Raw genomic sequence first — 25,159 nt, forward strand, 5'->3', positions numbered from 1 at the left:
GCTACTTCCCGTTTTTCTTGCTCTGCTGGCTGTCGTCGTACTTCTCGTACGCGTCGACGATACGGCCGACGAGCTTGTGCCGTACGACATCGTGGGACGTGAGCCGCGAGAAGTGCACGTCGTCGATGCCCTCCAGGATGTCCTGGACCTGCCGCAGACCGGACTTGGTGCCGTTCGGCAGGTCGACCTGGGTGACGTCGCCCGTGATCACGATCTTCGACTCGAAGCCGAGGCGGGTGAGGAACATCTTCATCTGCTCGACGCTGGTGTTCTGCGCCTCGTCGAGAATGATGAAGGCGTCGTTGAGCGTGCGGCCGCGCATGTACGCCAGGGGAGCGACCTCGATGGTGCCCGCCGCCATCAGGCGCGGGATCGAGTCGGGGTCGAGCATGTCGTGCAGCGCGTCGTACAACGGCCTCAGGTACGGGTCGATCTTCTCGTAGAGCGTGCCCGGCAGGAAGCCGAGCCGCTCGCCGGCCTCGACGGCGGGGCGGGTCAGGATGATGCGGTTGACCTGCTTGGCCTGGAGGGCCTGCACGGCCTTGGCCATGGCGAGATAGGTCTTGCCGGTGCCCGCGGGGCCGATGCCGAAGACGATGGTGTTCTTGTCGATCGCGTCGACGTACCGCTTCTGGTTGAGCGTCTTGGGGCGGATCGTGCGTCCGCGGGACGAGAGGATGTTCTGCGTGAGGACCTCGGCCGGGGTCTCCGGACCGTCGCCCTCTCCTGCCTCGTCCGCCCTGAGCATGGCGATCGAGCGTTCCACTGCGTCCTCCGTCATCGGCTGACCGGTGCGGAGCACCAGCATCATCTCGTCGAAAAGCCGCTGGATGAGGGCGACTTCATGGGCCTCACCGACAGCGCTGATCTCATTGCCCCGGACATGGATGTCGGCCGCCGGGAAGGCCTTCTCGATCACGCGCAACAGGGCGTCTCCGGAGCCGAGCACCGTCACCATCGGGTGGTTGGCCGGGACGGTGAAGTGGGCTCGGGCCTGACCCTGGGCCGGGGTACGAGCTGTGGGTGACTGAGTCATGGGCCGGCACTTAGGCCTGCTCATCCTCCTCATGCGGGGCTTGGTGGCCGCTCGACAGCCTTGCACTGCCAAGAGTACGACGCACCACTGTCACGGCCGTAGGGCTTTTCCACTCCGGTCACGTACATCTGTGCGACCTTGTGCCCCGGCTACGCCGAACGGAACCCGATCGTGGGCACCGCGCGCCGCAGCGGCCACGGGCGGGTGGCCTCCGGGAGCAGGCCCTCCAGGAAGCCGTAGCGGCGCAGTGCCACCGGGTCCTGGTCGTCGACCTCGCGCACGGTCCGCCACCACGTGGCGACCTCGGCCCAGCCGGGCGCCGAGAGGGACCCCCCGAACTCCTGTACGGAGAGGGCGGCCGTCAGCCCGGCGAACGCGAGCCGGTCCGCGAGGGGCCATCCGGCGAGCGTGCCGGTCACGAAGCCCGCCACGAACACGTCACCGGCCCCCGTGGGGTCGAGGGCCTCGACCGCGATGGCCGGCACCTCGGCGGTCTCGCCGGTCCGCCCGTCCACCGCGTACGCCCCCTCCGCGCCCAGCGTCACCACGGCGAGCGGCACGTGCTCGGTCAGCGCCCGGGCCGCGGCCCGCGGGCACTGCGTGCGGGTGTACCGCATGGCCTCCTCCGCGTTCGGCAGGAAGGCCTCGCAGTGCGCCAGGTCCGCGAGCCCCGCCAGATCCCAGCGCCCGGTGTCGTCCCAGCCCACGTCGGCGAAGATCCGCGTGCCGGTGCGGGCGGCCTCGGCGATCCACGGGGCGCGGGTGCCGGGCGTCAGGGAGGCGACGGCGGCCCGCGCGCGGGGCGGGCACTCCGGGGCGCCGCCCTCGGGCGAGTCGGCGTCGGGCGGCGGCTCGTGGCCGTGGCTCACCATGGTCCGCTCGCCCTCGTACGCCATGGAGACGGTCACCGGCGAGTGCCAGCCGGGCACGGTGCGTGACGTGGCGAGGTCGATGCCCTCGCCCTGTTCGAGCGCGTCCCAGCAGTACTCGCCGTAGTGGTCGTCCCCGAACGCGGCCGCCAGCGAGGTGCGCAGGCCAAGGCGGGCCAGCGCGGTCGCCATGTTGGCCACGCCGCCGGGGCTCGATCCCATGCCGCGCGCCCACGACTCGGTGCCGCGGACGGGCGCGGAGTCGAGGCCGGTGAAGATGATGTCGAGGAAGACCGTGCCGGTCAGGAAGACGTCACAGGGCGGATCGCCTGCTCTGCGGGCTCCCTTGAGCGGGTCGATGCTGGGTTTGAGAGGTACGACCATGCAGGGACGGTAACGGACGAACGCCGGACGGGCCGGTCGCAGCCCGCCCGGCGTCCGCCCCGGGCTTCGGTTCGGGGACCCGGTCAGTCGAAGGAGTACGCCGCGACCTCGGCGAGGTACGCCGACCGCAGGGCCTCGTCCGCCGGGCTCCCGTCGAGGAAGGACGCCTCGAAGGAGTTCCGCGCGAGCTCCCGCAGCCGCTCCTGGCCGAGCGCCAGCGCTTCCCGTACGGCGTGGAAGGTGTCGTCGACATAGCCGCCGAAGTACGCGGGGTCGTCGGAGTTCACCGTGCACAGCAGCCCGGCGTCCATCATGCGCGCGAGGGGGTGCTCTTCGAGCACGTCGATGGCGCGCAGCCGGACGTTGGACAGCGGGCAGAGCGTCAGCGGGATGCGGTCGCGCACGAGCCGCTCCACCAGCTCCGCGTCCTCCATGCACCGCAGCCCGTGGTCGATGCGCTCGACGCCCAGGACGTCCAGGGCCTCCGCGATGTACGCCGGCGGGCCCTCCTCGCCCGCGTGCGCGACCCGGCGCAGGCCGAGCGCGGCCGCCGCCTCGTACACCTCGCGGAACTTGGCGGGCGGGTGGCCGACCTCCGCGGAGTCGAGGCCGACACCGGTGATCCGGTCCAGGTAGGGCTTGGCGGCCTCCAGCGTCTCAAGGGCGGAGGCGGCGGACTCGTCGCGCAGGAAGCACATGATGAGCTTGGTCGAGATCCCGTGCCGCTCCACGCTGCGGTCCAGGGCGCGCCCGAGCCCTTCGATCACCGTCCCGATGGCGACGCCGCGCACCATGTGCGCCTGCGGGTCGAAGAAGATCTCGGCGTGCCGCACGCCCTGCCGGGCGGCCCGCGCCAGATAGGCGTCGGCGAGCTCCTCGAAGTCCGCCTCGGTCCGCAGGACGGCCATCAGCCCGTAGTACAGGTCGAGGAAGGACTGGAGGTCGTCGAAGAGATAGGCCTTGCGCAGCTCTTCGGTGTCCGCGTACGGCAGGGTGACGCCGTTGCGGGCGGCGAGGGAGAAAGCCAGCTCGGGTTCGAGGGTCCCCTCGATGTGGAGGTGGAGTTCGGCTTTGGGAAGGGGCATGACGGCGGCTCGCTCAGGTGGTTCGTTTGGGCAGAGGTACACGCAGCAGGTCTTGCGCGACGGTGAGTTCACCGTCGAATCCCGCGTCCCGGGCCTGCTGCTCGAAAATGCCGGGGTCGGGGTAGCGCTGGCTGAAGTGGGTCAGCACGAGGTGCCGGACGCCGGCGTCCACGGCGACCCGGGCGGCCTGCCCCGCGGTCAGGTGACCGTGATCCGCCGCGAGCCGGTGGTCCTCGTCCGTGAAGGTGGACTCGATGACGAGCATGTCGCAGCCGTCCGCGAGGGCGCGGACGCCGTCGCAGAGCCGGGTGTCCATCACGAAGGCGAACTTCTGCCCCCGCCGGACCGTGCTCACGTCGTCGAGCGAGACGCCCCGCAGCGTGCCTTCCCGTTGCAGGCGCCCCACGTCGGGTCCGGTGATGCCGTGCTCGGCGAGCAGCTGTGGGCGTATCCGCCGGCCGTCGGGCTCGGTGAGGCGGTAGCCGAAGGACTCGACGGGGTGCGAGAGCTTGACCGCGTCCAGCGCGAAGGAGGGCGTGCGGGCCAGGCACCCGTCCTCGAAGACGGGTTCCTGCACGAGGGCGACCGTCTCGCGGTAGGCGGTGGCATACCGCAGGCGGTCGAAGAAGTGCTGGCCGGAGCGGGGGAAGTGGACGGTCACGTCGTGCGGGACCCGGTCCAGGTTGATCCGCTGGATGACCCCCGGCAGCCCCAGGGAGTGATCGCCGTGGAAGTGCGTGACGCAGATCCGGTGCAGGTCGTGCGCGGCGATCCCGGCCCGCAGCATCTGCCGCTGCGTGCCCTCACCGGGGTCGAAGAGGATGCCCTGGCCGTCCCAGAGCAGGACGTAGCCGTTGTGGTTGCGGTGCCGGGTGGGGACCTGGCTCGCGGTGCCGAGGACCACCAGTTCGCGTACGGACAAGGCGAGTTATCCCGGAGGCCACTGGAGGCCGCGTCCGCCCAGGACGTGGGCGTGCGCGTGGAAGACGGTCTGTCCGGCGCCGGAGCCGGTGTTGAAGACGATGCGGTAGCTCTCCGCCTTCTCCTCGGCGGCGACCTCGCCCGCCTCGCGCAGCACGTCGGCGGCGACGGCCGGTTCGGCGGCGGCGAGGGAGGCGGCGTCCGGGTAGTGCGCCTTGGGGATGACCAGGACGTGGGTGGGGGCCTGGGGGTTGATGTCGCGGAAGGCGACGGTCGTGTCCGTCTCCCGGACGAGGGTCGCGGGGACCTCCCCTGCGACGATCTTGCAGAACAGGCAGTCAGCCTGCGGTTCTCCCGCCATCGGGCGCCTCCGGTCCTCGCTGATTCACTGGCCCCCGCATGCTATCCGGGCTGCGCCCACGCCAAGCCTCCCTCCCTCGGGGCCCCGCGGTCTCTCCTTGCCGAACGGGCCTCTCCCGCCCGCCCGCCCGATTGCCCCGCGGGCTTCCCTTGCCGAACGGGCCTTTCTCGCCCGATTGGCCCGCAGTGATCTCAAGCCCCCGGCAGCTCCGGAGCCGTCTTCGGCGGGGTCGTCTCCAGGGCCGCGAGGGCCAAGCGGATCGCCTCGTCCAGCTGCGGGTCGCCGCCCGCCGCGTAGTCCTCGGGGGTCGTCACCACCTCCACGTCCGGGTCGACCCCGTAGTTCTCGACGCCCCATCCGTACCCCTCGAGCCAGAAGGCGTACTTCGGCTGGGTCACCAGCGTCCCGTCCACCAGGCGGTAGCGGCTGTCGATGCCGATGACGCCGCCCCACGTCCGCGTCCCCACCACGGGCCCGATCCCCAGAGCCTTGATCGCCGCGTTCACGATGTCCCCGTCCGAGCCGGAGAACTCGTTGGCCACGGCGACCACCGGGCCCCGCGGCGCGTCCGCGGGGTAGCTGTAGGGACGCGTGCCGCGCGGCAGGTCCCATCCGACGATCTTCCGGGCCAGCTTCTCCACCACCAGCTGGGACGTGTGCCCGCCGCGGTTCTCCCGGACGTCCACCACCAGGCCGTCGCGCGCCACCTCCACCCGCAGGTCCCGGTGGATCTGCGCCCAGCCGGGGGCCTGCATGTCCGGCACGTGCAGGTAGCCGAGCCGGCCGCCCGACCGCTCGTGGACGTACGCCCGCCGGTCCACGACCCAGGCGTGGTACCGCAGCGGCTCCTCGTCGTCGACGGGGATCACCACCGCGTGCCGCGGATCGCCGCCGCCCGCGGGCGACACCGTCAGCTCCACCGGCTTGCCCGCCGTCCCCACGAGCAGCGGCCCGGGACCCGTCACCGGATCGACGGGCCGCCCCGCGACGGCCAGCAGCGCGTCCCCGGCCCGCACGGCGACCCCGGGCGCGGCGAGCGGCGAGCGGGCCGCCGGGTCGGACGTCTCGGACGGCAGGATGCGGTCGATGCGCCACACCCCGTCCTCGCCCCGCGAGACGTCCGCCCCGAGCAGCCCCTGCCGCACGGCCGCGCTCCCCCAGGACCCGCCTCCGACGACGTACGCGTGCGAGGTGCCGAGCTCCCCGGCGACCTCCCACAGCAGGTCCACGAGGTCGTCGTGGGTGGCCACCCGGCCGAGCACCGGGCGGTACCGCTCCAGGACGCCGTCCCAGTCGACCCCGCCCAGGTCGGGCCGCCAGAAGTTGTCCCGCATGAGGCGCCCGGCCTCGTCGTACATCTGGCGCCACTCGGCGGCGGGGTCGACGGTCTGCCGGACCCGTGTGAGGTCGACGGTGATGTTCGAGTCGGAGCTCTCGTCGCCCGAGGCCCGCCGGTCGCTCGGCACGACCTTCAGCTTGCCGTCGGCCCACAGCAGCACCCGCTTGCCGTCTCCGCTGACCGCGAAGTGGTCGGCGTCCGAGGCCAGTTCCTCGATGCGCTGCTGGACGAGGTCGTAGCGTTCGAGCTCGGTCCGCGGGTCGGGGTCGGACGGGGCGGCGCGGGAGGCGCCCAGGACGCCCCGCACGGGGTGCCGCAGCCACAGGAGGCCGTCCTTGGCGGCCCGCAGGGTCGAGTACCGGGCGGCCTCGACCGGGAACGGCACGATGCGGTCGGCGAGCCCGTCGAGGTCGATGCGGGTGACGGGCGAGCCCTCGCTGTCCGGGGTCTCGTCCTTGTCGGGCGCCTCGAACGGCCGCCCGTGCCGCTGCGGCCCGAAGGGCGAGGGCGTCGTGGCGGCCAGCGTGATCAGGTGGGGCCGCGAGCCGCCGACGAAGGCCAGGTCGAAGACGTGCTCGTCGTAGACGGGGTCGAAGGCCCGCGCGGACAGGAACGCCAGGTGCTTGCCGTCGAGGGTGAACGCGGGCGCGTAGTCCCGGAACCGCAGCGGTGTCGCCTCGGACACCGAGAGATCGGCCGTGTTCGCCAGCTTCAGCTGCCGCAGCGGACGCGGCCCCGGATGCGACCACGCGAGCCAGGCCGAGTCCGGCGAGAAGACGAGCCCGGTGGCGTCCCCGTGCTCCCCGCGGTCGACCTCGCGCACCTCGCCGCTCTCCCGCTCGACCAGCAGCACCCGGCCGTCGTGCGAGGCGACGGCGGCCCTGCTGCCGTCCGGGGCCATGGCCAGCGCGAGCACCCGGCCCAGCTGCCCGGCGGCGATCCGGCGCGGGGTGCCGCCCGGCGCGAGCCCGGTGGCCGGCGCGAACTGGAGCGCGTCGTCGCCCTCCGCGTCCGTCACCCAGACCACGTGTTCCTCGCCGTCGACGCGGAACGTGCGCGGCAGCCGGGCGCGCACCCCGTGCTCGGCGGCGAGCGCGCGGGCGGGGCCTTCGCGGTGGGTCACCCAGTGCACGCCGCCGCGCACCGAGACGGCGCTGCCGCGTCCGGTGTGGTCGGGGGAGGCGGCGCCGAACCAGCGGGAGGCGGCCACCGGGTGGGGCTGGAGGTCGGTGCGCTGGCCGCCGAGGCGGACGTCCACGCGGCGCGGCTCGGCGTCCACCAGGTCGTCCAGGATCCAGAGTTCACCCGCCGACACGTACACGACGCGGGTGCCGTCGGTGGCCGCGTGCCGGGCGTAGAAGCCGTCGATGTCCGTGTGCCGGCGCAGCTCGGAGCCGTCGGGCAGCGAGGAGTAGACGGCGCCGACGCCTTCGTGGTCGGAGAGGAAGGCGATGCGGCCCGAGGCCTTCGGCTCCGCGCCCGCGGGGGAAGCCCCCAGGCCCACCCACAGGGGGTACTCGATGTTGCCGTCGAGCTCTTCGTGGACGCGTGCGAAACGGGCCTCGCCGCCCTCGCCGCCCTCACCGGCGGTGTCCCCGCGCCGGATCCAGAGCTTGCCCGCCGTGCCGCCGCGGTACCGCTTCCACCAGGCGGCCTCGCGGCCCATCGGCGCGGAGAGCAGCAGCACTTGGCCCTCCTCGGGGCCGTACGCGACGTCTCCGACGATGCCGTACGGCAGGGTGTCGGCGGGCCCGCCGTCCAGCGGCACGGCCCGCGCCCAGCTGCGGCGCAGCGAGGCCTGGCCGGACGTGCTGACCGCGAGGACCCGCCCGTCCGGGGTCCAGCCCCGCACCGAGGTGCGTGCGCTGCCCCAGTACGTGAGGCGCCGGGAGGAGCCGCCGTCGACCGGGGCGACGTGCACCTCGGGGGCGCCGTCCCGCGTGGACGTCCAGGCGACGGTCGTGCCGTCCGGGGAGATGCGGGGGTGGTTCACCGGGACGTTGTCGGCGCTGACGCGCCATGCCCGGCCCCCTTCGAGAGGAGCGACCCAGACGTCGTCCTCGGCGGTGAAGGCGACCAACTCGCCGCGCAGGTGCGGAAACCGGAGATACGCAGGGTGCCCAGTCAGTGTCACAGAGCCAGCCTAGGCAGCCCCGACGGCGCCGGACAGGGTTTTGGATCACTTGCCCTTGAAGCACGAGCAGGTCGGGTCGGGCTCCTGCGGCGGCGGGTCGGGCGTCACGGTCACCGTGACGGTCGCCGTGGGCGGCTGATCCGGCTGGTCACCGCCGTTGTCACCGTCGTCGCCGTCGTCGCCGCCCGAGCCCCCGCTGTCGCCGTTCCCGTCGTCGCCCCCGGAGCAGTTGCCGAGCACGTCGACCCGGAACCACTCCTTGCCGTCGACCTTGGCGGTCAGGTTCCCGCGTACGCAGTGGCCGTCGACGACGGACCACACCGAGCCCTTGACGGTGATGTCGCTGGTGTCGTTCCCGTTCTTGCCGTCCTTGGCCTGCCCCTGGCAGTCGACGGTGGCGACGGCCTCGCGGTCCGGTGAGCCGCTGGACGAGGCGTCCTTGTTCTCGTAGCGGGCGGTGCAGCTGATCCACAGCACGTCGAGGTGCTGTGACTCCAGCTCCTTGGTCGCCGTCCGGTCGGTGGTGATCGCGATGGCCGCGGTGTTCATGCCGCCGTCCGCCGGATCGCACGCGGCGAGCCCGATCGCCGCCGCCCCCGCGCACCCGACGGCGTACAGCACCCGCCGGCTCCGCCCGCGCGGACCCACCGAATGATCACGTAAGCGCCTCAATGCCCCCATGGGTGGCAGAGTGCCACCGCGGGCGGCCCGACGACAGTCCCCTTTGCGTCCACTCCCGAGGGGTTCAGGACCAGCGGCCCGTGCGCCCCAGGAGCAGCGCGGCCGCCGCCGTCCCCGCGGTCGACGTACGCAACACGCTGCGCCCCAGGCGGTAGGGGGACGCTCCCGCGTCGGCGAAGGCCGCGAGCTCGTCCGGGGACACACCGCCCTCGGGGCCGACCACCAGGACGATGTGCCCGGCCGCCGGGAGGTCCGCCGTGGCGAGCGGCTCGCTGCCCTCCTCGTGCAGGACCGCGGCGAAGTCGGCGGCGGCGAGCAGCGCCGCCACCTGCTTGGTCGTCATGGCGTCCGCGATCTCGGGGAAGCGCACCCGGCGTGACTGCTTGCCCGCCTCGCGCGCGGTGGCACGCCACTTGCCGAGCGCCTTGAGCCCGCGCTCGCCCTTCCACTGCGTGATGCAGCGCGCCGCGGACCAGGGCACGATCGCGTCGACGCCGGTCTCCGTCATGGTCTCGACGGCGAGCTCACCGCGATCCCCCTTGGGCAGCGCCTGTACGACGGTGATGCGGGGCTCCTGCGGCGCCTGCTCCCTTACGGGGTCCATCCGCAGGATCAGCCGGTCCTTGCCCTCGGTGTCCAGGACCACGCAGTCGGCCCAGCGTCCGGCGCCGTCGGTCAGGACGACGTCCTCACCGGCGTGCAGCCGCTTCACGGAGACGGCGTGGCGCCCTTCGGGGCCGTCGAGCACATGGCGTCCGGCGCCGCCCGCGGCGGTGTCCGCGAAGCTCTCGACGACGAAGACGGGTGCGGTCACGCCTCGCTCCCGGGCTCGGCGCCCTGCTGTCCGCCGGCCGCCAACGCGTCCTTCGCCTCGGCCAGTTCGGCCGCGAGGACCTCCACGAGCTGCCCGGCGGGCAGCTCCCGCGACATGCGGTGGCCCTGCCCCGCCCACAGCGCCATGCCCTGCGCGTCCCCGGCCTTGGCCGCGGCCTTGCGCAGACCGCTGGTGAGGTGGTGGACCTGGGGGTAGGCGGCGGGGGCGTACGGGCCGTGCTCGCGCATGAAGCGGTTGACCAGGCCGCGGGCGGGGCGGCCCGAGAAGGCCCGGGTCAGTTCGGTGCGGGTGAACAGCGGGTTGGTCATGGCCTGCTTGTGCAGGGCGTTGGCACCCGACTCGGGGCAGACCAGGAAGGCCGTGCCGAGCTGCGCGGCGTCCGCGCCGGCCGCGAGCACCGCGGCGATCTGCGAGCCGCGCATCAGGCCGCCGGCCGCGACGATCGGGATCTGCACGGTCTCGCGCACCTGCGCGATGAGCGAGAGGAGGCCGAGCCCGGCGCCGTCCGTCTCGGGGTTGTCGCGGTGCGTGCCCTGGTGGCCGCCCGCCTCGATGCCCTGCACGCACACGGCGTCGGCGCCGGACCACTGGGCGGTCTGCGCCTCCTCGGGCGAGGTGACGGTGGCGACGGTGATCGTGCCGACCCGCGCGAAGGCGTCGAAGACGTCCCGGGTGGGGCAGCCGAAGGTGAAGGAGACCAGCGGCACCGGGTCCTCGACGAGGATGGCGAGCTTGGCGTCGTAGCCGTCGTCGCGGCCGCTGTCCGGGTCGCCGAGCTGCGTCTCGTACCAGGAGGCCTCACCGGCGAGCTGGTTGCGGTAGACGTCGACGGCCGCGGCGTCCGCGTACTCGGGCTGGGGCATGAAGAGGTTCACGCCGAACGGGCGGCTGGTGAGCCCCCGCAACTGTTTGATCTCCTGATACATCCCGTCGGCCGTTTTGTACCCGGCGGCGAGGAACCCGAGCCCCCCTGCTTCGCAGACGGCCGCGGCGAGCTGCGGGCACGAGGCGCCGCCCGCCATGGGGGCCTGCACGATCGGAAGGCGGCAGAGATCGGTCAGTGCGGTGGACATGAACGCATCGTGCCATGCCCCGGGCGGGCCGCCGAATCGTGCCCCGGAAGGGGCGCGGGGAACTGCGCGAGCAGCCCACTACCGCCCACGACCGCCCGCGACCGCACAAGACGAAGCGCCCCCGGCACGGGGTGAACCGCTGCCGGGGGCGCCGAGGCACTGCTCAAGGCGCTACCGCCCGTTGAACGCGTCCTTGAGGCGCGAGAACAGACCCTGCTGACCCGGCTGGAACTGCCCGGTGGGCCGCTCCTCGCCCCGCAGCTGCGCCAGCTCCCGCAGGACCCGCTCCTGCTCCGCGTCCAGCTTGCTCGGCGTGAGGACCTCGACGTGCACGATGAGGTCACCGCGTCCGCCGCCCCGCAGGTGCGTGATGCCCCTGCCGTGCAGCGGCACCGACTGGCCGGACTGCGTGCCCGGCCGGATGTCGACCTCCTCCAGGCCGTCCAGCGTCTCCAGGGGCACCTTGGTGCCCAGAGCCGCGGCCGTCATGGGGATGGTGACCGTGCAGTGCAGATCGTCCCCGCGCCGCTGGAACACGGCGTGCGGCAGCTCGTGGATCTCCACGTACAGGTCGCCGGCGGGGCCGCCGCCGGGGCCGACCTCGCCCTCGCCCGCGAGCTGGATCCGCGTGCCGTTGTCGACACCGGCGGGGATCTTCACGGTGAGCGTCCGCCGCGACCGGATGCGGCCGTCGCCGGCGCACTCGGGGCAGGGGGTGGGCACGACCGTGCCGAAGCCCTGGCACTGCGGGCACGGCCGGGACGTCATGACCTGGCCGAGGAAGGACCGCGTCACCTGCGACACCTCACCGCGACCGCGGCACATGTCACACGTTTGAGCGGACGTCCCCGGGGCGGCACCTTCACCGCTGCAGGTCGTACAGACGACGGCCGTGTCGACCTGGATGTCCTTGGTGGTCCCGAAGGCCGCCTCGTCCAGGTCGATCTCGAGCCGGATCATGGCGTCCTGGCCGCGGCGCGTGCGCGACCGGGGGCCACGCTGCGACGCCGTGCCGAAGAACGCGTCCATGATGTCCGAGAAGTTGCCGAAGCCACCGGCCCCGAAACCGCCCGCACCGCCGCCGCCCGCCTGGGACAGCGGGTCACCGCCGAGGTCGTAGACCTGCTTCTTCTGCGGGTCCGACAACACCTCGTACGCGGCGTTGATCTCCTTGAAGCGCTCCTGAGTCTTCGGATCCGGATTGACGTCCGGGTGAAGCTCTCGCGCAAGCCTCCGGAAGGCCTTCTTGATCTCGTCCTGGGAAGCGTCGCGGCGCACGCCTAGTACGGCGTAGTAGTCCGTGGCCACTTACGACTCCGCCAGGATCTGTCCGACGTAACGTGCCACTGCGCGTACTGCTCCCATCGTTCCCGGATAGTCCATGCGGGTCGGGCCGACCACGCCGAGTTTGGCTACTGCCTCGCTGCCCGAACCGTAGCCGACGGAGACCACGGACGTAGAGCTGAGTCCCTCATGGGCGTTCTCGTGACCGATCCGTACGGTCATGCCCGAATCCGTGGCCTCGCCGAGCAACTTGAGCAGGACGACCTGCTCCTCAAGAGCCTCCAGGACGGGCCTGATGGTGAGGGGAAAGTCATGTCCGAAGCGGGTGAGATTGGCCGTTCCGCCGATCATCAGCCGCTCTTCCGTCTCCTCGACGAGGGTTTCCAGGAGGGTGGAGAGCACCGTCGCCACCGTGCCCCGGTCCTCCGCGTCGAAGGACTCCGTCATGTCCTGCACCAGCTGCGGCACGTCCGCGAAGCGGCGGCCCGCGACCCGGCTGTTCAGCCGCGCCCGCAGATCCGCGAGCGAGGTCTCGCCGAACGGCGCCGGACAGTCGATCATGCGCTGCTCGACCCGGCCCGTGTCCGTGATCAGCACGAGCATCAGCCGGGCCGGAGCCAGCGAGAGCAGTTCCACGTGCCGCACCGTCGACCGCGTGAGGGACGGATACTGCACGACCGCGACCTGCCGGGTCAGCTGCGCGAGCAGCCGCACCGTGCGCGCCACGACGTCGTCGAGGTCGACGGCGCCGTCGAGGAAGTTCTGGATGGCCCTGCGCTCGGGGGCCGCCATCGGCTTGACGCCCGCGAGCCGGTCGACGAAGAGGCGGTACCCCTTGTCGGTCGGGATGCGGCCCGCACTCGTGTGGGGCTGGGCGATGAACCCTTCCTCCTCGAGTGCCGCCATGTCGTTGCGGACCGTCGCCGGGGAGACGCCGAGGCTGTGGCGCTCGGTGAGCGCCTTGGAGCCGACGGGCTCCTCGGTGCCGACGTAGTCGTGGACGATGGCACGCAGCACTTCGAGCCTGCGTTCACTGAGCATCCGCGCAACACCTCCACCTTTTCACCCTGAGACCTGTCTGCCCCGCGGCCCTGCCTGGCACTCCCCGCAGGTGAGTGCCAGTCCGCACCGCGCCCAGTGTACGGCCGCGAGGTACGACCCCGGCAAGGGCCGGACCCCCCAAGTCGGTCCGGCCGGTGAGGCGGCGGCTGCCAAGCCGTCCGCACGGGGCTAGCGTCGAGACATGAATGTGGCGCTGGCTTGGGACGAGGCAGGCTGGGAGCGGCTCGCACCGCACGTCGGGCGGCGGCGCCTCCCGGTCTGGGACTGTACGGCGGGACTGGTCGTCGGCGGCGGATCGGCGCTGATGATCGAGGCGGGGGCGACCCTGCGCGAAGGGGCCGAGCTGCGCACCCAGGCCCGCGGGATCCTCGGCGGAGGCCGCCGGGTCACCCACCTCGCCCTGACCCATCCGCACTTCGACCACGTCCTGGGCGCCGCCGCGTTCGCGGGCGTGGAGGTGTACGGGGCGGTCGGCCTCGACGCGCTGCTCGCGCAGGGCCGCGAGGAGCTGCGCGAGGACGCCGTGCGGCACGGGGTCGCCCGGGACGCCGCGGCGGAGGCCGCCGACCTGCTCGTCCGGCCGCACCACGCGGTGTGCGGGGAGTGGACGCTCGACCTGGGCGGCGGCGTGCAGGTCCTGCTCGCCAACGTCGGCCCGGGGCACTCGGGCCACGACCTGGCGGTCCTGGTCCCCGGCACGGCGGAATCGCCGGAGATCGTCTTCTGCGGCGACCTGGTCGAGGAGTCGGGCGAACCGCAGGCGGGCCCGGACGCGGTCCCGAAGCGGTGGCCGGCCGCGCTGGACCGGCTCCTGGACCTGGGCGGCGAGGACGCGCTGTACGTGCCGGGGCACGGCGCGGTGGTCGATGCGGCATTTGTCCGTGCGCAACGGGCCACACTGGCGGCCCGCTTCGGCGTGTCGTAGCGGACCTCCCCCCACTTCTTCCTATCGTCGGGAAAATGCGCCAGTACTCTGCGGACCTGACCCCGCCCTGGAAGAAGCCGAAGCCCGTGCCGGAGGTCGCCGCGGAGGCGGACCTCGTGGTGGAGGAGCTGGGCACGGGTTTCTGCGGGGCGGTGATCCGCTGCGAGAAGACGGCCGAGGGCCCGACGGTGACCCTGGAGGACCGCTTCGGCAAGCACCGCGTCTTCCCGATGACGCCGGGGGGCTTCGCCCTGGAGGGCCGGACGGTGACCCTGGTCCGCCCGTCGGCTTCCTCGTCGCCCGTACGTCCCACGCGCACCGCTTCGGGCTCGGTGGCCGTACCGGGCGCGCGGGCCCGGGTCGCCCGCGCGGGGCGGATCTACGTCGAGGGCCGGCACGACGCGGAGCTCGTCGAGCGGGTGTGGGGCGACGACCTGCGGATCGAGGGCGTCGTCGTCGAGTACCTGGAGGGCATCGACGACCTCCCGGCCATCGTCAAGGAGTTCTCCCCCGGTCCGGACGCGCGGCTGGGCGTCCTGGTGGACCACCTGGTGCCCGGCTCCAAGGAGTCGAGGATCGCGGCGCAGGTGAGTTCGGACTCGGCGCTGGTGGTGGGGCACCCCTACATCGACGTGTGGGAGGCGGTGAAGCCGTCCTCGGTGGGGATCGACGCGTGGCCGCGGGTGCCGCGGGGCCAGGACTGGAAGACGGGCGTCTGCGAAGCCCTGGGCTGGCCCCCGAACACGGGCGCCGCCTGGCAGCGGATCCTGGGCTCGGTCCGCAGCTACCGCGATCTGGAACCGGCGCTCCTGGGCCGCGTGGAGGAACTGATCGACTTCGTCACGGGCACGGAGGACTAGCCGCCCCCGCGGGGACGCCCCGGCCTCAGTCCACCAGGTCCCGCACCACCGCGTCCGCCAGCAGCCGGCCCCGGAGCGTGAGGACCGCGCGCCCCTCCGCGTAGGGCTCCGCCTGGAGGAGGCCGTCCGCCAGGGCGCGGCGGGCGGCCTCGAGCCCGGCGGGTTTGAGCAGCGACAGCGGGCACCCCTCCAGCAGGCGCAGCTCCAGCAGGATCCGCTCCACCCGCCGGTCCTCGTCGGCGAGGATCTCCCGCCCGGCCCCGGGCGACCGCCCGGCGGCAAGGGCCCCCGCGTACGCCCCGGGATGCTTGACGTTCCACCACCGCACGCCCCCCACGTGGCTGTGGGCCCCCGGCCCGGCCCCCCACCAGTCGGCCCCGCGCCAGTACAGCTCGTTGTGCAGGCACCGCCCCGCGTCGGACGTGGCCCAGTTCGACACCTCGTACCAGGAGAATCCCGCGTCCCCGAGCACCTCGTCGGCGATCAGGTACCGGTCCGCGTGCACGTCGTCGTCGGTCATCGGCACCTCGCCGCGCCGGATCCGCCGCGCGAGCTGCGTGCCCTCCTCGACGATCAGGGCGTACGCGCTGACGTGGTCGGGCCCGGCGCCGATGGCCGCGTCCAGCGTGGCCCGCCAGTCCTCGTCGCTCTCGCCGGGAGTGCCGTAGATGAGGTCCAGGTTGACGTGGTCGAAGCCCGCGGCCCGCGCCTCCGCCACGCACGCCTCGGGCCGCCCGGGGGTGTGCGTGCGGTCGAGCACCTTCAGGACGTGCTGCTTGGCGCTCTGCATGCCGAAGGAGACGCGGTTGAAGCCACCGGCCCGCAGCTCGCTCAGGTAGGCGGGGTCGACGGACTCGGGGTTCGCCTCGGTGGTGATCTCCGCGTCGTCCGCGAGCCCGAACTCCTCCCGGACGGCCCCCAGCATGCGGACGAGGTCGGCCGCGGCGAGCAGCGTCGGCGTACCGCCCCCGACGAAGACGGTCCGCACCGGGCGCGGGTCGTCGCCCAGGGTCTTGCGCGCGAGCCGCACCTCGTCGATCAGGGTGTCCGCGTAGTTGTCGCGGGAGGCGAGCACGCCGCCGGAGCCGCGCAGCTCGGTCGCGGTGTAGGTGTTGAAGTCGCAGTACCCGCAGCGCGTGGCGCAGTACGGGACGTGCAGATAGAAGCCGAGCGGACGAGTCCGCGCGCCGGCGAGGGCGGACGCGGGCAGGGATCCGTCCTCGGGCATGGGTTCACCGTCGGGCAGTGCGGAAGGCATGCCTTCGATTGTCCCGCACCGCGGAGGAACCCCGCGCCGCGCACGGGGGCGGCTACTGCGCCTGGAGCACGAGCACCGCCAGGTCGTCGTCCGGCGGCCGCTCCGAGAACTCGTGGACCATCCGCTTGATCCGCTCCGCGACGAGCGCCGCGTCCAGGCCCGCGCAGCTCGCGAGCGCCTTCGACAGGCCGTCGCCGTCGTCGAACATGAGCTGTCCGGACCGGCGCTCGGTCACCCCGTCCGTGACGCAGAGCAGCGTGTCCCCCGTCCGCAGCTCGAAGGTCTCGCTCGTGTACGTCGCTTCGTCGATGACCCCGAGCAGCAGCTGGGGCGAGGCGGCGGGACGGACGCCGCCGTCCGGGGAGAGGAGCAGCGGCAGCGGATGCCCGGCGCTGGCCACCGTGCAGCGGACGCTGCCGTCGTCCATGGGGACCAGCTCGCCGTAGAGGAGGGACAGGAAGCGGGAGGTGGCGCCGTCCGGCGGCACGCTCTGGCCGCCGGCCACCGCGACCACTGCCGCCGCGGCGTCCGCCGCTTCCGTCGCGTCGTCCAGGAGGAGCTGGTTGAGGCGGTCGAGGACCTCCGCGACCTCGTACCCCTCGCGGGCGAGCAGGCGCAGCCAGGGGCGGGCGAGGCCGATCACGACGGCCGCCTCGACGCCCTTGCCCTGGACGTCGCCGAGCGCGAAGCAGTAGCGGCCCTTGCCCGCCTGGAACACGTCGTAGAAGTCGCCGCCGGGTCCGCCCTTGTCCCGGGGCTCGTAGACCACGCCGCTGTGCACGCCGGGGATGTCCGCGACGGCGCTCGGCAGCAGTCCGCGCTGGAGGACCTGGCTGATGGTGGCCTGCCGCTGATAGCGCCGGGCCGCGCTGATGGCCAGGGCGACCCGGCGGCTGAAGTCCTCGATGAGGCCGGTGACCTCGTCGGCGAAGCGCATCATCCCGGCCCGCCCGATGACGAGGGTGCCCAGCGCCCGGCCGCCCGCCGTGAGGCGGTACGCCAGGGCCGTGCCCATGCCGTCCTCCGCGAGGGCGTCGCCGGGCCAGGCCACGGGGACGGCTCCGGAGCCGACGGACTCGGGCAGCTGGGGCGGGTCCTTCTCCAGGCTCCGGCGCAGGTCCTCTATCCGCTGCTCGCTGGTGTGCCAGACGCGGGCGAGCCGGGAGCCAGGGCCCCCGCCCGCGGGTCCGCGCGGGGCGGCCTCCGACTCGTCGTCGAGCCACACCGCGCACCAGTCCGCGAGCCGCGGCACGAGCAGCTGCCCGGCGAGCGCGGCCACCAGGTCCTCGTCGAACTGCCCGGCGAGCAGGTCGGACGCCTCGGCGAGGAAGGTGAGCGCGCCGCGGTTGACCCACTCGGTGTCGTGCGTGATCCGTCGGGGCAGCGGCGCGAGGATCTCGGCGGAGCGCGTCCCCCGCTGAGCGGTCTGCTCGCTCGCGAGCGGCTCGGCCTCCTGGCCGGCCGGGACGCCGCCGACCGGGAGGCGGGCCCAGACGGCCTTGGTGCCGGTGCGGTAGGTGATGCCCCAGGAGTCGGAGAGGGTGGCGACGAGCTGGAGGCCGCGGCCGTACTCGGGGGTGCCGGGCGGCTGGGGTGTGGGGTCGCTGCGGACGGAGCGGGCGGGGTGGTGGTCGGAGACCTCGACGACCAGGGTGTCGGTGCTCTCCCCCAGGCCCGCCTCGTCGAGCCGGCACACCAGCTCGACCGTCGTGCCCGCGTGCACGACGGCGTTCGTGACGAGCTCGCTGACCAGCAGGACCGCGTCGTCCACGAGGCGGTCGGTGACGCCCGCGGCCGCGGGCACGGAGAGCTCGGCCCAGTCGGCGAGCGCGGCTCGCACAAACCTTCGTGCAGCTGCGGGCGCCGAAGGGTTCCCGGGCAGCGACGTGCACACCACCGCAGGTGGGCCGGGCTGATGCCCCGGCTGTGCGGACGCACGGAAAGTGGTCTCCCGTTGCATCGGAATGGACCCCACGTTTCGGCTCCTGAGCAGTTCGGTCGAATACGCCTCAGGCGACACGGACAGAGTGACAGACTGGCCACGCCCATAAGCACCGAGTTACTGAAGTGGGCCGCTATGAGTGAGAACAGTGCTATGCCCGCGCTCGGTTACGGTCGGATTCCGGCACCGAAACCAGCTTCCCCACCACAGCCGCACACCGGGAACGATCCGGACGCGGCATCGGAAAACACCCCGGTGGCGGTCCCGGAAGCCGCCCCGCAGGCCAGCTGCGACCTGCGTGTGCTCCTGGCCGCCATGCGGGCGGCCCGCGACGGGGACTTCACCAAGGTCACGGTGAGTGGCGACGGCCTGGTGGCCGAGCTGCACACGGTGTTCAACGAGATGCTCGACCGCTCGCTCCACTTCGACAGCGAACTCACGCGCGTGCGCCGGGAGATCATCCGCCACGGCCACCTCGACGAGCGCTTTACCGCGAGCCCGGGCCAGGGCAGCTGGGCCACGCGTGTCGCGGACGCGAACTCCCTGCTCGACTCGCTGGTCGCCCCGGCGGCCAACGCGACGCGCGTCCTGAACGCGGTGGCGGGCGGCGACCTCACCCAGCGCGTGGACCTGCACGACGGCTCCCGCGAGCTGCGGGGAGACCTGCGGCGCCTGGGCCGCGCGGTGAACACGATGGTCGACCAGCTGTCGCTCTTCACGGGCGAGGTCACCCGGGTCGCCCGTGAGGTGGGCACGGAGGGGCGGCTCGGCGGGCGTGCCAAGGTGCGGGGCTTGTCGGGCAGTTGGCGTGACGTGACGGAGGCCGTCAACACGATGGCCGCCCGGCTCACCGCCCAGGTGCGCGACATCGCCCTGGTGACGACGGCGGTGGCGCAGGGCGACCTGACCCGGACGGTCACCGTCGAGGCGACGGGCGAGCTGCTCGAACTGAAGCTGACCGTCAACACGATGGTGGACCAGCTCTCCGCGTTCGCGGCCGAGGTGACCCGCGTGGCGCGCGAGGTCGGCACCGAGGGACAACTGGGCGGCCGGGCGCAGGCCCGCGGGGTGTCGGGGGTCTGGAAGGACCTGACCGACAACGTCAACTTCATGGCGTCGAACCTCACCTCCCAGGTCCGCAACATCGCCCAGGTCACCACGGCCGTCGCCAACGGCGACCTGAGCCAGAAGATCACCGTCGACGCCCGGGGCGAGATCCTGGAGCTGAAGTCGACGGTGAACACGATGGTGGACCAGCTCTCGGCGTTCGCCGACGAGGTGACCCGCGTGGCCCGCGAGGTCGGCACGGAGGGCAATCTGGGCGGCCGTGCCCAGGTGCGCGGGGTGTCGGGGGTCTGGAAGGACCTCACCGACAACGTCAACTTCATGGCCGACAACCTCACCTCCCAGGTGCGCAACATCGCCCTCGTGTCGACGGCGGTCGCCCAGGGCGACCTGGGCAAGAAGATCACCGTCGAGGCGAAGGGCGAGATCCTGGAGCTGAAGTCGACCATCAACACGATGGTGGACCAGCTCTCCGCCTTCGCCGACGAGGTCACCCGCGTCGCCCGCGAGGTCGGCACCGAGGGCAACCTCGGCGGCCAGGCCCAGGTGCGCGGGGTGTCCGGGGTCTGGAAGGACCTCACGGACAACGTCAACTTCATGGCACTGAACCTCACCTCCCAGGTGCGCAACATCGCGCAGGTCACCACGGCCGTCGCCAACGGCGACCTGTCGAAGATGATCACGGTGACGGCCCGCGGCGAGATCCTGGAGCTGAAGGACACCGTCAACACGATGGTGGAGCAGCTGCGCGCCTTCGCGGACGAGGTGACCCGCGTGGCCCGCGAGGTCGGCACGGACGGCCGGCTCGGCGGGCGGGCCCAGGTGCTGGGCGTGTCGGGCGTCTGGAAGGACCTCACCGACAACGTCAACTACATGGCCGACAACCTCACCGGCCAGGTCCGCAACATCGCGCAGGTCGCCACGGCGGTGGCCCAGGGCGACCTCTCCAAGAAGATCGACGTGGACGCGCGCGGCGAGATCCTGGAGCTGAAGACCACCATCAACACCATGGTGGACACGCTGTCCTCCTTCTCCTCCGAGGTCACCCGCGTGGCCCGCGAGGTCGGTTCCGAGGGCCAGCTGGGCGGCCAGGCACGGGTCGAGGGCGTCTACGGCACGTGGAAGCGCCTGACGACGAACGTGAACGAACTCGCCCTGAACCTCACCACCCAGGTCCGCGCGATCGCCGAGGTCGCCTCCGCCGTGGCGCAGGGCGACATGACCCGCTCCATCACCGTCGAGACCCGCGGTGAGGTCTCCGAGCTCAAGAACAACATCAACGTCATGGTCTCCAACCTCCGTGAGACCACCCGCGCCAAGGACTGGCTGGAGTCGAACCTCGCCCGTCTCGCGGGTCTGATGCAGGGCCACCGCGACCTGATGGAGGTCGCCGACCTGATCCTGCGCGAGCTGACCCCGCTGGTGAACGCGCAGTACGGCGCCTTCTTCCTGGCCGACCCGGAGGCCGGGGACGCCACGACGCTCCAGACTCCCCCGGTGAAGGGACTCGCCTTCATCGCCGGGTACGGCTCCGCGCAGGGCTCGGTCGTCGACACGGGCGCGATGCCCGCGCACGGCCTGGTGCGCCAGGCGGCCCTGGAGAAGAAGCGGATCCTCGTGGACGAGGTGCCGCCGGACTACATCAAGATCACCTCAGGGCTCGGGGACTCCGCACCGGCCAGCCTGGTGATCATTCCGATCCTCTTCGAGGACAAGCTGCTCGGCGTGATCGAACTGGCCACGTTCTCGCGCTTCTCGGACGTGCACCTGGCGTTCTTCGACCAGTTCGTGAGCACCATCGGCGTCGCGATCAACACCATCATCGCCAACTCCCGTACGGAATCACTGCTCAGCGAGTCCCAGCGGCTCGCCACGCAGCTCCAGGACCGCTCGGACGAACTCCAGCTCCAGCAGGCCGAGCTACAGCGCTCGAACGCCGAACTGGAGGAGAAGGCGGCGCTGCTCGCCACGTCCTCCCAGTACAAGTCGGAGTTCCTCGCGAACATGTCGCACGAGCTGCGCACACCGCTGAACTCCCTGCTCATCCTGGCCCGGCTGCTCGCCGACAACCCCGACAGCCATCTCTCCGACCAGGAAGTGCAGTTCGCGACGACGATCCACCGCTCGGGCTCCGACCTCCTCCAGCTCATCAACGACATCCTCGACCTGTCGAAGATCGAGGCGGGCCGGATGGACGTACGCCCCAAGAAGCTCCCCCTCATCAAGGTCCTCGACTACGTCCACGCGACGTTCCGGCCGCTCACCCTGGACCGCGGGCTCGCCTTCGAGGTGTCGGTCGGCGAGGACGTGCCGCGCGAGATGTTCTCGGACGAGCAGCGGCTCCAGCAGATCCTGCGCAACCTCCTGTCGAACGCGGTCAAGTTCACCGCGAGCGGCCGGGTCGAGCTGCGCGTGAGCCGCGTCAAGAACACCGGCGACCGGCGGCTGCACGACGGCGGCGACCGGCTCTGCTTCGCCGTCACGGACACCGGAATCGGCATCCCGCCCGACCAGCTCCCGGCCATCTTCGAGGCGTTCCAGCAGGCCGACGGCACCACCAACCGCAAGTACGGCGGCACCGGCCTCGGCCTCTCCATCAGCCGCGAGATCGCCGGCCTCCTCGGCGGCCGCATCACCGCGGAGAGCAACCCGGGTCAGGGCTCCACCTTCACGCTGTACGTCCCCGTGGTGCACCCCGGCCACGGGCCCGCGGCAGCGGCGTACGCGGCGACGAGGTCGCTCACCACCCCGGAGCCGCACGACGAGGGGGTCACCATGTCCCCCCACACCTTCCACGAGCAGAACGACAGCTGGCCGACGCCGACCAAGCTGGAGGAGTACCGCGAGGGTGCGGCGGGCCGCATATTGCGCGGGCGCCGTGTCCTGATCGTGGACGACGACATCCGCAACGTCTTCGCGCTCACCCATGTCCTGAGCCGCGTCGGCATGCCCGTCCTCTACGCGGAGAACGGCCGCGAGGGAATCGAGACCCTGGAGCGCAACCCCGACACCGACCTCATCCTGATGGACATCATGATGCCGGAGATGGACGGTTACGAAACCATCGCCGCCATCCGCCGCACCCCGCGCTGGGCCGGTCTTCCCATCGTCGCGCTCACCGCCAAGGCGATGCCAGGCGACCGCGAGAAGGCCATCGAGCGGGGCGCCAACGACTACGTACCCAAACCCGTGGACGTGGACCAGTTGCTCACCGTCGCCTGCGCGCTCCTTTCCCCCGACGGCGCGGACACGACGGAGACGGAGCCGGGCACGCCCGCCCCAGCAGAGACGACCGTTGCACCGGAACCGGCAGGCACTCACGGGGAGGCCGCTGTTCCGCCGACGACCGAATGAGGCACCGTCACCATGAGCACAGAGGTCATGACCGACAACCGCGCGAGCATCCTCCTTGTCGACGACATGGAGGACAACCTGATGGCGCTCGAAGCCGTCCTGGGGTCACTGAACGAACCACTGGTGCGCGCCCGTTCGGGCGAGGAGGCGATGAAGGCACTCCTGCGCCAACGTTTCGCCGTGATCCTCCTGGACGTGCGCATGCCGGGGATGGACGGGTTCGAGACCGCGTCGAACATCAAACGCCTCGACCAGACGAAGGACGTGCCCATCATCTTCCTGACGGGCACGGACAACGACGCGGGCTATGCCTTCCGGGGCTATGCGACGGGCGCCGCGGACTACCTCACCAAGCCGTTCGATCCCTGGGTGCTGCGCGCCAAGGTCACGGTCTTCCTCGAACTGCACCGGAAGAACCAGCAGTTGGAGAAGATCCTGGCCCGCGAGCAGCAGCAGTTCGACGAACTGGCGGCCCGGCTGTCCGCGATCGAGGCGCACATGGCGGCCAGCAGCCTGAAGGACGTCCTGGAACTGCGCCACCACGTGACGCACATGGAGGAGCTGGTGAAGGAGATGCGGCGCGGGCGGGGCGGTACCTGAACGACCATGGTCCGGGCACCGCCCCGCCCGCTGTACTGCCCGCCGTCCCGCCCGCGTGCGGGAGCCGTGCTCAGGCCTCGCGCGAACCGGCGTACATCTCGTCGATCAGGTGCTGGTACTCGCGCTCGACGACCGGCCGCTTCAGCTTCAGGCTCGGCGTCAGCTCGCCGTGCTCGATGTCCAGGTCACGCGGGAGCAGCTTGAACTTCTTCACCGTCTGCCAGCGCTGCAGACCTTCGTTGAGCTCCTTGACGTAGCCCTCGACGAGCGCGACCGTCGCCGGTGCCGCGACCACCTCGGCGTAGCTCTTGCCCTCCAGGCCGTTGTCCTTGGCCCAGGCCAGGATCGACGGCTCGTCGAGCGCGATCAGGGCCGTGCAGAAGTTCCGGTCGGCGCCGTGCACCAGGATGTTGGAGACGTACGGGCAGACGGCCTTGAACTGGCCCTCGACCTCCGCGGGCGCGATGTACTTGCCGCCCGAGGTCTTGATCAGGTCCTTCTTGCGGTCGGTGATCCGCAGATACCCGTCCTCGGACAGCTCGCCGATGTCCCCGGTGTGGAACCACCCGTCGGACTCCAGGACCTCGGCCGTCTTCTCGGCGAGGCCGTGGTAGCCCTCCATGATGCCGGGGCCGCGCAGCAGGATCTCGCCGTCGTCCGCGATCCGCACCTCGGTGCCGGGCAGCGGCTTGCCGACGGTGCCGGTGCGGTAGGCCTCGCCCGGGTTGACGAAGGAGGCGGCGGAGGACTCGGTGAGGCCGTAGCCCTCCAGGATGTGGATGCCCGCGCCGGCGAAGAAGTAGCCGATCTCGGGGGCCAGCGCGGCCGAGCCGGAGACGGCGGCACGCAGCCGGCCGCCGAAGGCCTCGCGCAGCTTGGAGTAGACGAGCGTGTCGGCGACCTTGTGCTTGGCGCCGAGCCCGAAGGGCACGGACGCGTTGCCGGTCCTGCGGAAGTTGTCCTGGCTGACCTTCGCGTACTCGCGGGAGACCCCGGCGGCCCACAGGAAGATCTTGTACTTGGCGCCGCCACCGGCCCGCGCCTTGGCCGCGACCCCGTTGTAGACCTTCTCGAAGATGCGCGGCACGGCGGCCATGTACGTCGGCTGGACCACCGGCAGGTTCTCGATGATCTTGTCGACGCGGCCGTCGACGGCGGTGACGTGCCCGAGTTCGATCTGGCCCGAGGTGAGCACCTTGCCGAAGACGTGCGCGAGCGGCAGCCACAGGTACTGCACGTCGTCCGCGCCGAGCAGTCCGGTCGCCGCGATGGCCTTGGCCATGTACGACCAGTTGTCCTGCGGCAGGCGCACGCCCTTGGGGCGGCCCGTGGTGCCGGAGGTGTAGATGATCGTGGCGAGCTGGTCCTTCGTGATCGCCGCGATCCGCTCCTTGACCGCCTCCGGGTTCTTCTCCAGGTGGGCGGTGCCGCGCGCCTCCAGGTCGGCGAGGCTGAGCACCCAGCCCTCGGGGTCGCCCTCGGCGGGCCCCGCGCCCTCGGCGTCGATCACCACGACGTGCCGCAGGTCGGGCAGCTCGGCCCGCTTCTCGCGCGCCTTGGCGAGCTGCTCGGCGTTCTCGGCGATCAGGACCCGGCTGTCGGAGTCGGCCAGGATGTAGGTGGACTCCTCGGCGTTGGTCTGCGGATACACCGTGGTGGTGGCCGCGCCCGCGCAGAGGATGCCGAGGTCGGCGAGGATCCACTCGACCCGCGTGGAGGAGGCGAGCGCGACCCGGTCCTCGGGGGCGAGGCCCAGCTCGATCAGGCCGGCCGCGATGGCGTAGACGCGCTCGGCGGCCTGGCCCCAGCTGAGCGACTTCCAGTCGTCGGGGCCTTCGCCCGACGCTGCCGGCACCGGATAGCGGTAGGCCTCCGCGTCGGGCGTGGCCGCCACGCGCTCAAGGAAGAGATGGGCCACGGACGGCGGACGGTTCTCGATCAAGGTCTGTGTGTCGCTCACGACATCCTCCGGACCCGCGACTATGCGGCGACTGGCTGGCGGCTGCTGGTCTTGTTTAACTTGCGAGTAACCTACGAGCAGTGATCAGAGTAGAGCGCCGAAGCCCGGTGCGTAAGGGGCTTCTGCCTGTC

The 25,159-nt window shown here is 71.9% G+C and carries 18 protein-coding genes; 4 read left to right on the plus strand and 14 right to left on the minus strand.

Annotation, left to right across the window (positions count from 1 at the left end; all coding sequences use genetic code 11):
- Nucleotide 1: 1 nt before the first annotated feature.
- From QBL25_RS15585 to hrcA, 11 genes are all read right to left on the minus strand, one after another.
- Complete coding sequence (locus QBL25_RS15585) at nt 2-1,036, minus strand: PhoH family protein (protein WP_409057642.1); 1,035 nt, start codon at nt 1,034-1,036, stop codon at nt 2-4.
- A 149-nt stretch (nt 1,037-1,185) separates the two neighbouring features.
- Nucleotides 1,186-2,289, minus strand: coding sequence for a carbohydrate kinase family protein (locus QBL25_RS15590; protein WP_409057643.1), 1,104 nt, complete (start codon nt 2,287-2,289; stop codon nt 1,186-1,188).
- Nucleotides 2,290-2,372: 83 nt separating this feature from the next.
- The gene (locus tag QBL25_RS15595; RefSeq protein ID WP_409057644.1) at nt 2,373-3,374 is read right to left on the minus strand and encodes an adenosine deaminase; all 1,002 of its coding nucleotides are present in this window, start codon (nt 3,372-3,374) and stop codon (nt 2,373-2,375) included.
- 13 nt (nt 3,375-3,387) lie between these two features.
- Nucleotides 3,388-4,296, minus strand: coding sequence for a ribonuclease Z (locus QBL25_RS15600; protein ID WP_409057645.1), 909 nt, complete (start codon nt 4,294-4,296; stop codon nt 3,388-3,390).
- Between the two features lie 6 nt (nt 4,297-4,302).
- Nucleotides 4,303-4,656, minus strand: coding sequence for a histidine triad nucleotide-binding protein (locus tag QBL25_RS15605; protein ID WP_409057646.1), 354 nt, complete (start codon nt 4,654-4,656; stop codon nt 4,303-4,305).
- Between the two features lie 191 nt (nt 4,657-4,847).
- On the minus strand, nt 4,848-8,129 hold the full coding sequence (locus QBL25_RS15610; protein WP_409057647.1) for a S41 family peptidase: 3,282 nt from the start codon (nt 8,127-8,129) through the stop codon (nt 4,848-4,850).
- A 45-nt stretch (nt 8,130-8,174) separates the two neighbouring features.
- Entirely contained in the window at nt 8,175-8,750 is a 576-nt protein-coding gene (locus QBL25_RS15615) for a hypothetical protein (protein WP_409057648.1), read from the minus strand.
- Between the two features lie 124 nt (nt 8,751-8,874).
- Entirely contained in the window at nt 8,875-9,624 is a 750-nt protein-coding gene (locus QBL25_RS15620; RefSeq protein WP_409057649.1) for a 16S rRNA (uracil(1498)-N(3))-methyltransferase, read from the minus strand.
- A complete protein-coding gene (locus tag QBL25_RS15625; RefSeq protein WP_409057650.1) occupies nt 9,621-10,718 on the minus strand; it encodes a nitronate monooxygenase in 1,098 nt (365 codons plus the stop codon). Before QBL25_RS15625 ends, QBL25_RS15620 begins: the two co-directional genes overlap by 4 nt.
- A 171-nt stretch (nt 10,719-10,889) precedes the next feature.
- Entirely contained in the window at nt 10,890-12,026 is a 1,137-nt protein-coding gene (gene dnaJ, locus QBL25_RS15630) for a molecular chaperone DnaJ (RefSeq protein ID WP_249589974.1), read from the minus strand.
- Nucleotides 12,027-13,043, minus strand: a complete 1,017-nt coding sequence (gene hrcA, locus QBL25_RS15635; protein WP_351160429.1) for a heat-inducible transcriptional repressor HrcA — start codon at nt 13,041-13,043, stop codon at nt 12,027-12,029.
- A 202-nt stretch (nt 13,044-13,245) separates the two neighbouring features.
- Between hrcA and QBL25_RS15640 the strand changes: the two genes are divergently transcribed.
- On the plus strand, nt 13,246-13,989 hold the full coding sequence (locus QBL25_RS15640; RefSeq protein ID WP_409057651.1) for an MBL fold metallo-hydrolase: 744 nt from the start codon (nt 13,246-13,248) through the stop codon (nt 13,987-13,989).
- A gap of 35 nt (nt 13,990-14,024) precedes the next feature.
- On the plus strand, nt 14,025-14,849 hold the full coding sequence (locus QBL25_RS15645) for a DUF3097 domain-containing protein (protein ID WP_409057652.1): 825 nt from the start codon (nt 14,025-14,027) through the stop codon (nt 14,847-14,849).
- 25 nt (nt 14,850-14,874) lie between these two features.
- On the opposite strand, the gene hemW is transcribed toward QBL25_RS15645, so the two are convergent.
- Both hemW and QBL25_RS15655 read right to left on the minus strand, forming a co-directional pair.
- Complete coding sequence (gene hemW / locus QBL25_RS15650) at nt 14,875-16,116, minus strand: radical SAM family heme chaperone HemW (protein WP_409062665.1); 1,242 nt, start codon at nt 16,114-16,116, stop codon at nt 14,875-14,877.
- A 43-nt stretch (nt 16,117-16,159) separates the two neighbouring features.
- On the minus strand, nt 16,160-18,067 hold the full coding sequence (locus QBL25_RS15655) for a SpoIIE family protein phosphatase (RefSeq protein WP_409062666.1): 1,908 nt from the start codon (nt 18,065-18,067) through the stop codon (nt 16,160-16,162).
- 297 nt (nt 18,068-18,364) lie between these two features.
- Between QBL25_RS15655 and QBL25_RS15660 the strand changes: the two genes are divergently transcribed.
- A complete protein-coding gene (locus QBL25_RS15660; RefSeq protein ID WP_409062667.1) occupies nt 18,365-22,468 on the plus strand; it encodes a HAMP domain-containing protein in 4,104 nt (1,367 codons plus the stop codon).
- 12 nt (nt 22,469-22,480) lie between these two features.
- Nucleotides 22,481-23,068 (plus strand): two-component system response regulator, encoded by a 588-nt coding sequence (locus QBL25_RS15665; protein ID WP_409057653.1) that lies wholly within the window; start codon nt 22,481-22,483, stop codon nt 23,066-23,068.
- A gap of 70 nt (nt 23,069-23,138) precedes the next feature.
- Here QBL25_RS15665 and QBL25_RS15670 read toward each other — a convergent pair whose 3' ends face one another.
- Nucleotides 23,139-25,028, minus strand: coding sequence for an AMP-dependent synthetase/ligase (locus QBL25_RS15670; RefSeq protein WP_409057654.1), 1,890 nt, complete (start codon nt 25,026-25,028; stop codon nt 23,139-23,141).
- Nucleotides 25,029-25,159: the final 131 nt, after the last annotated feature.

It is taken from the genome of Streptomyces sp. SYP-A7185 (genome assembly GCF_046103685.1).
In the GTDB taxonomy this organism is placed as follows: Bacteria; Actinomycetota; Actinomycetes; order Streptomycetales; family Streptomycetaceae; genus Streptomyces.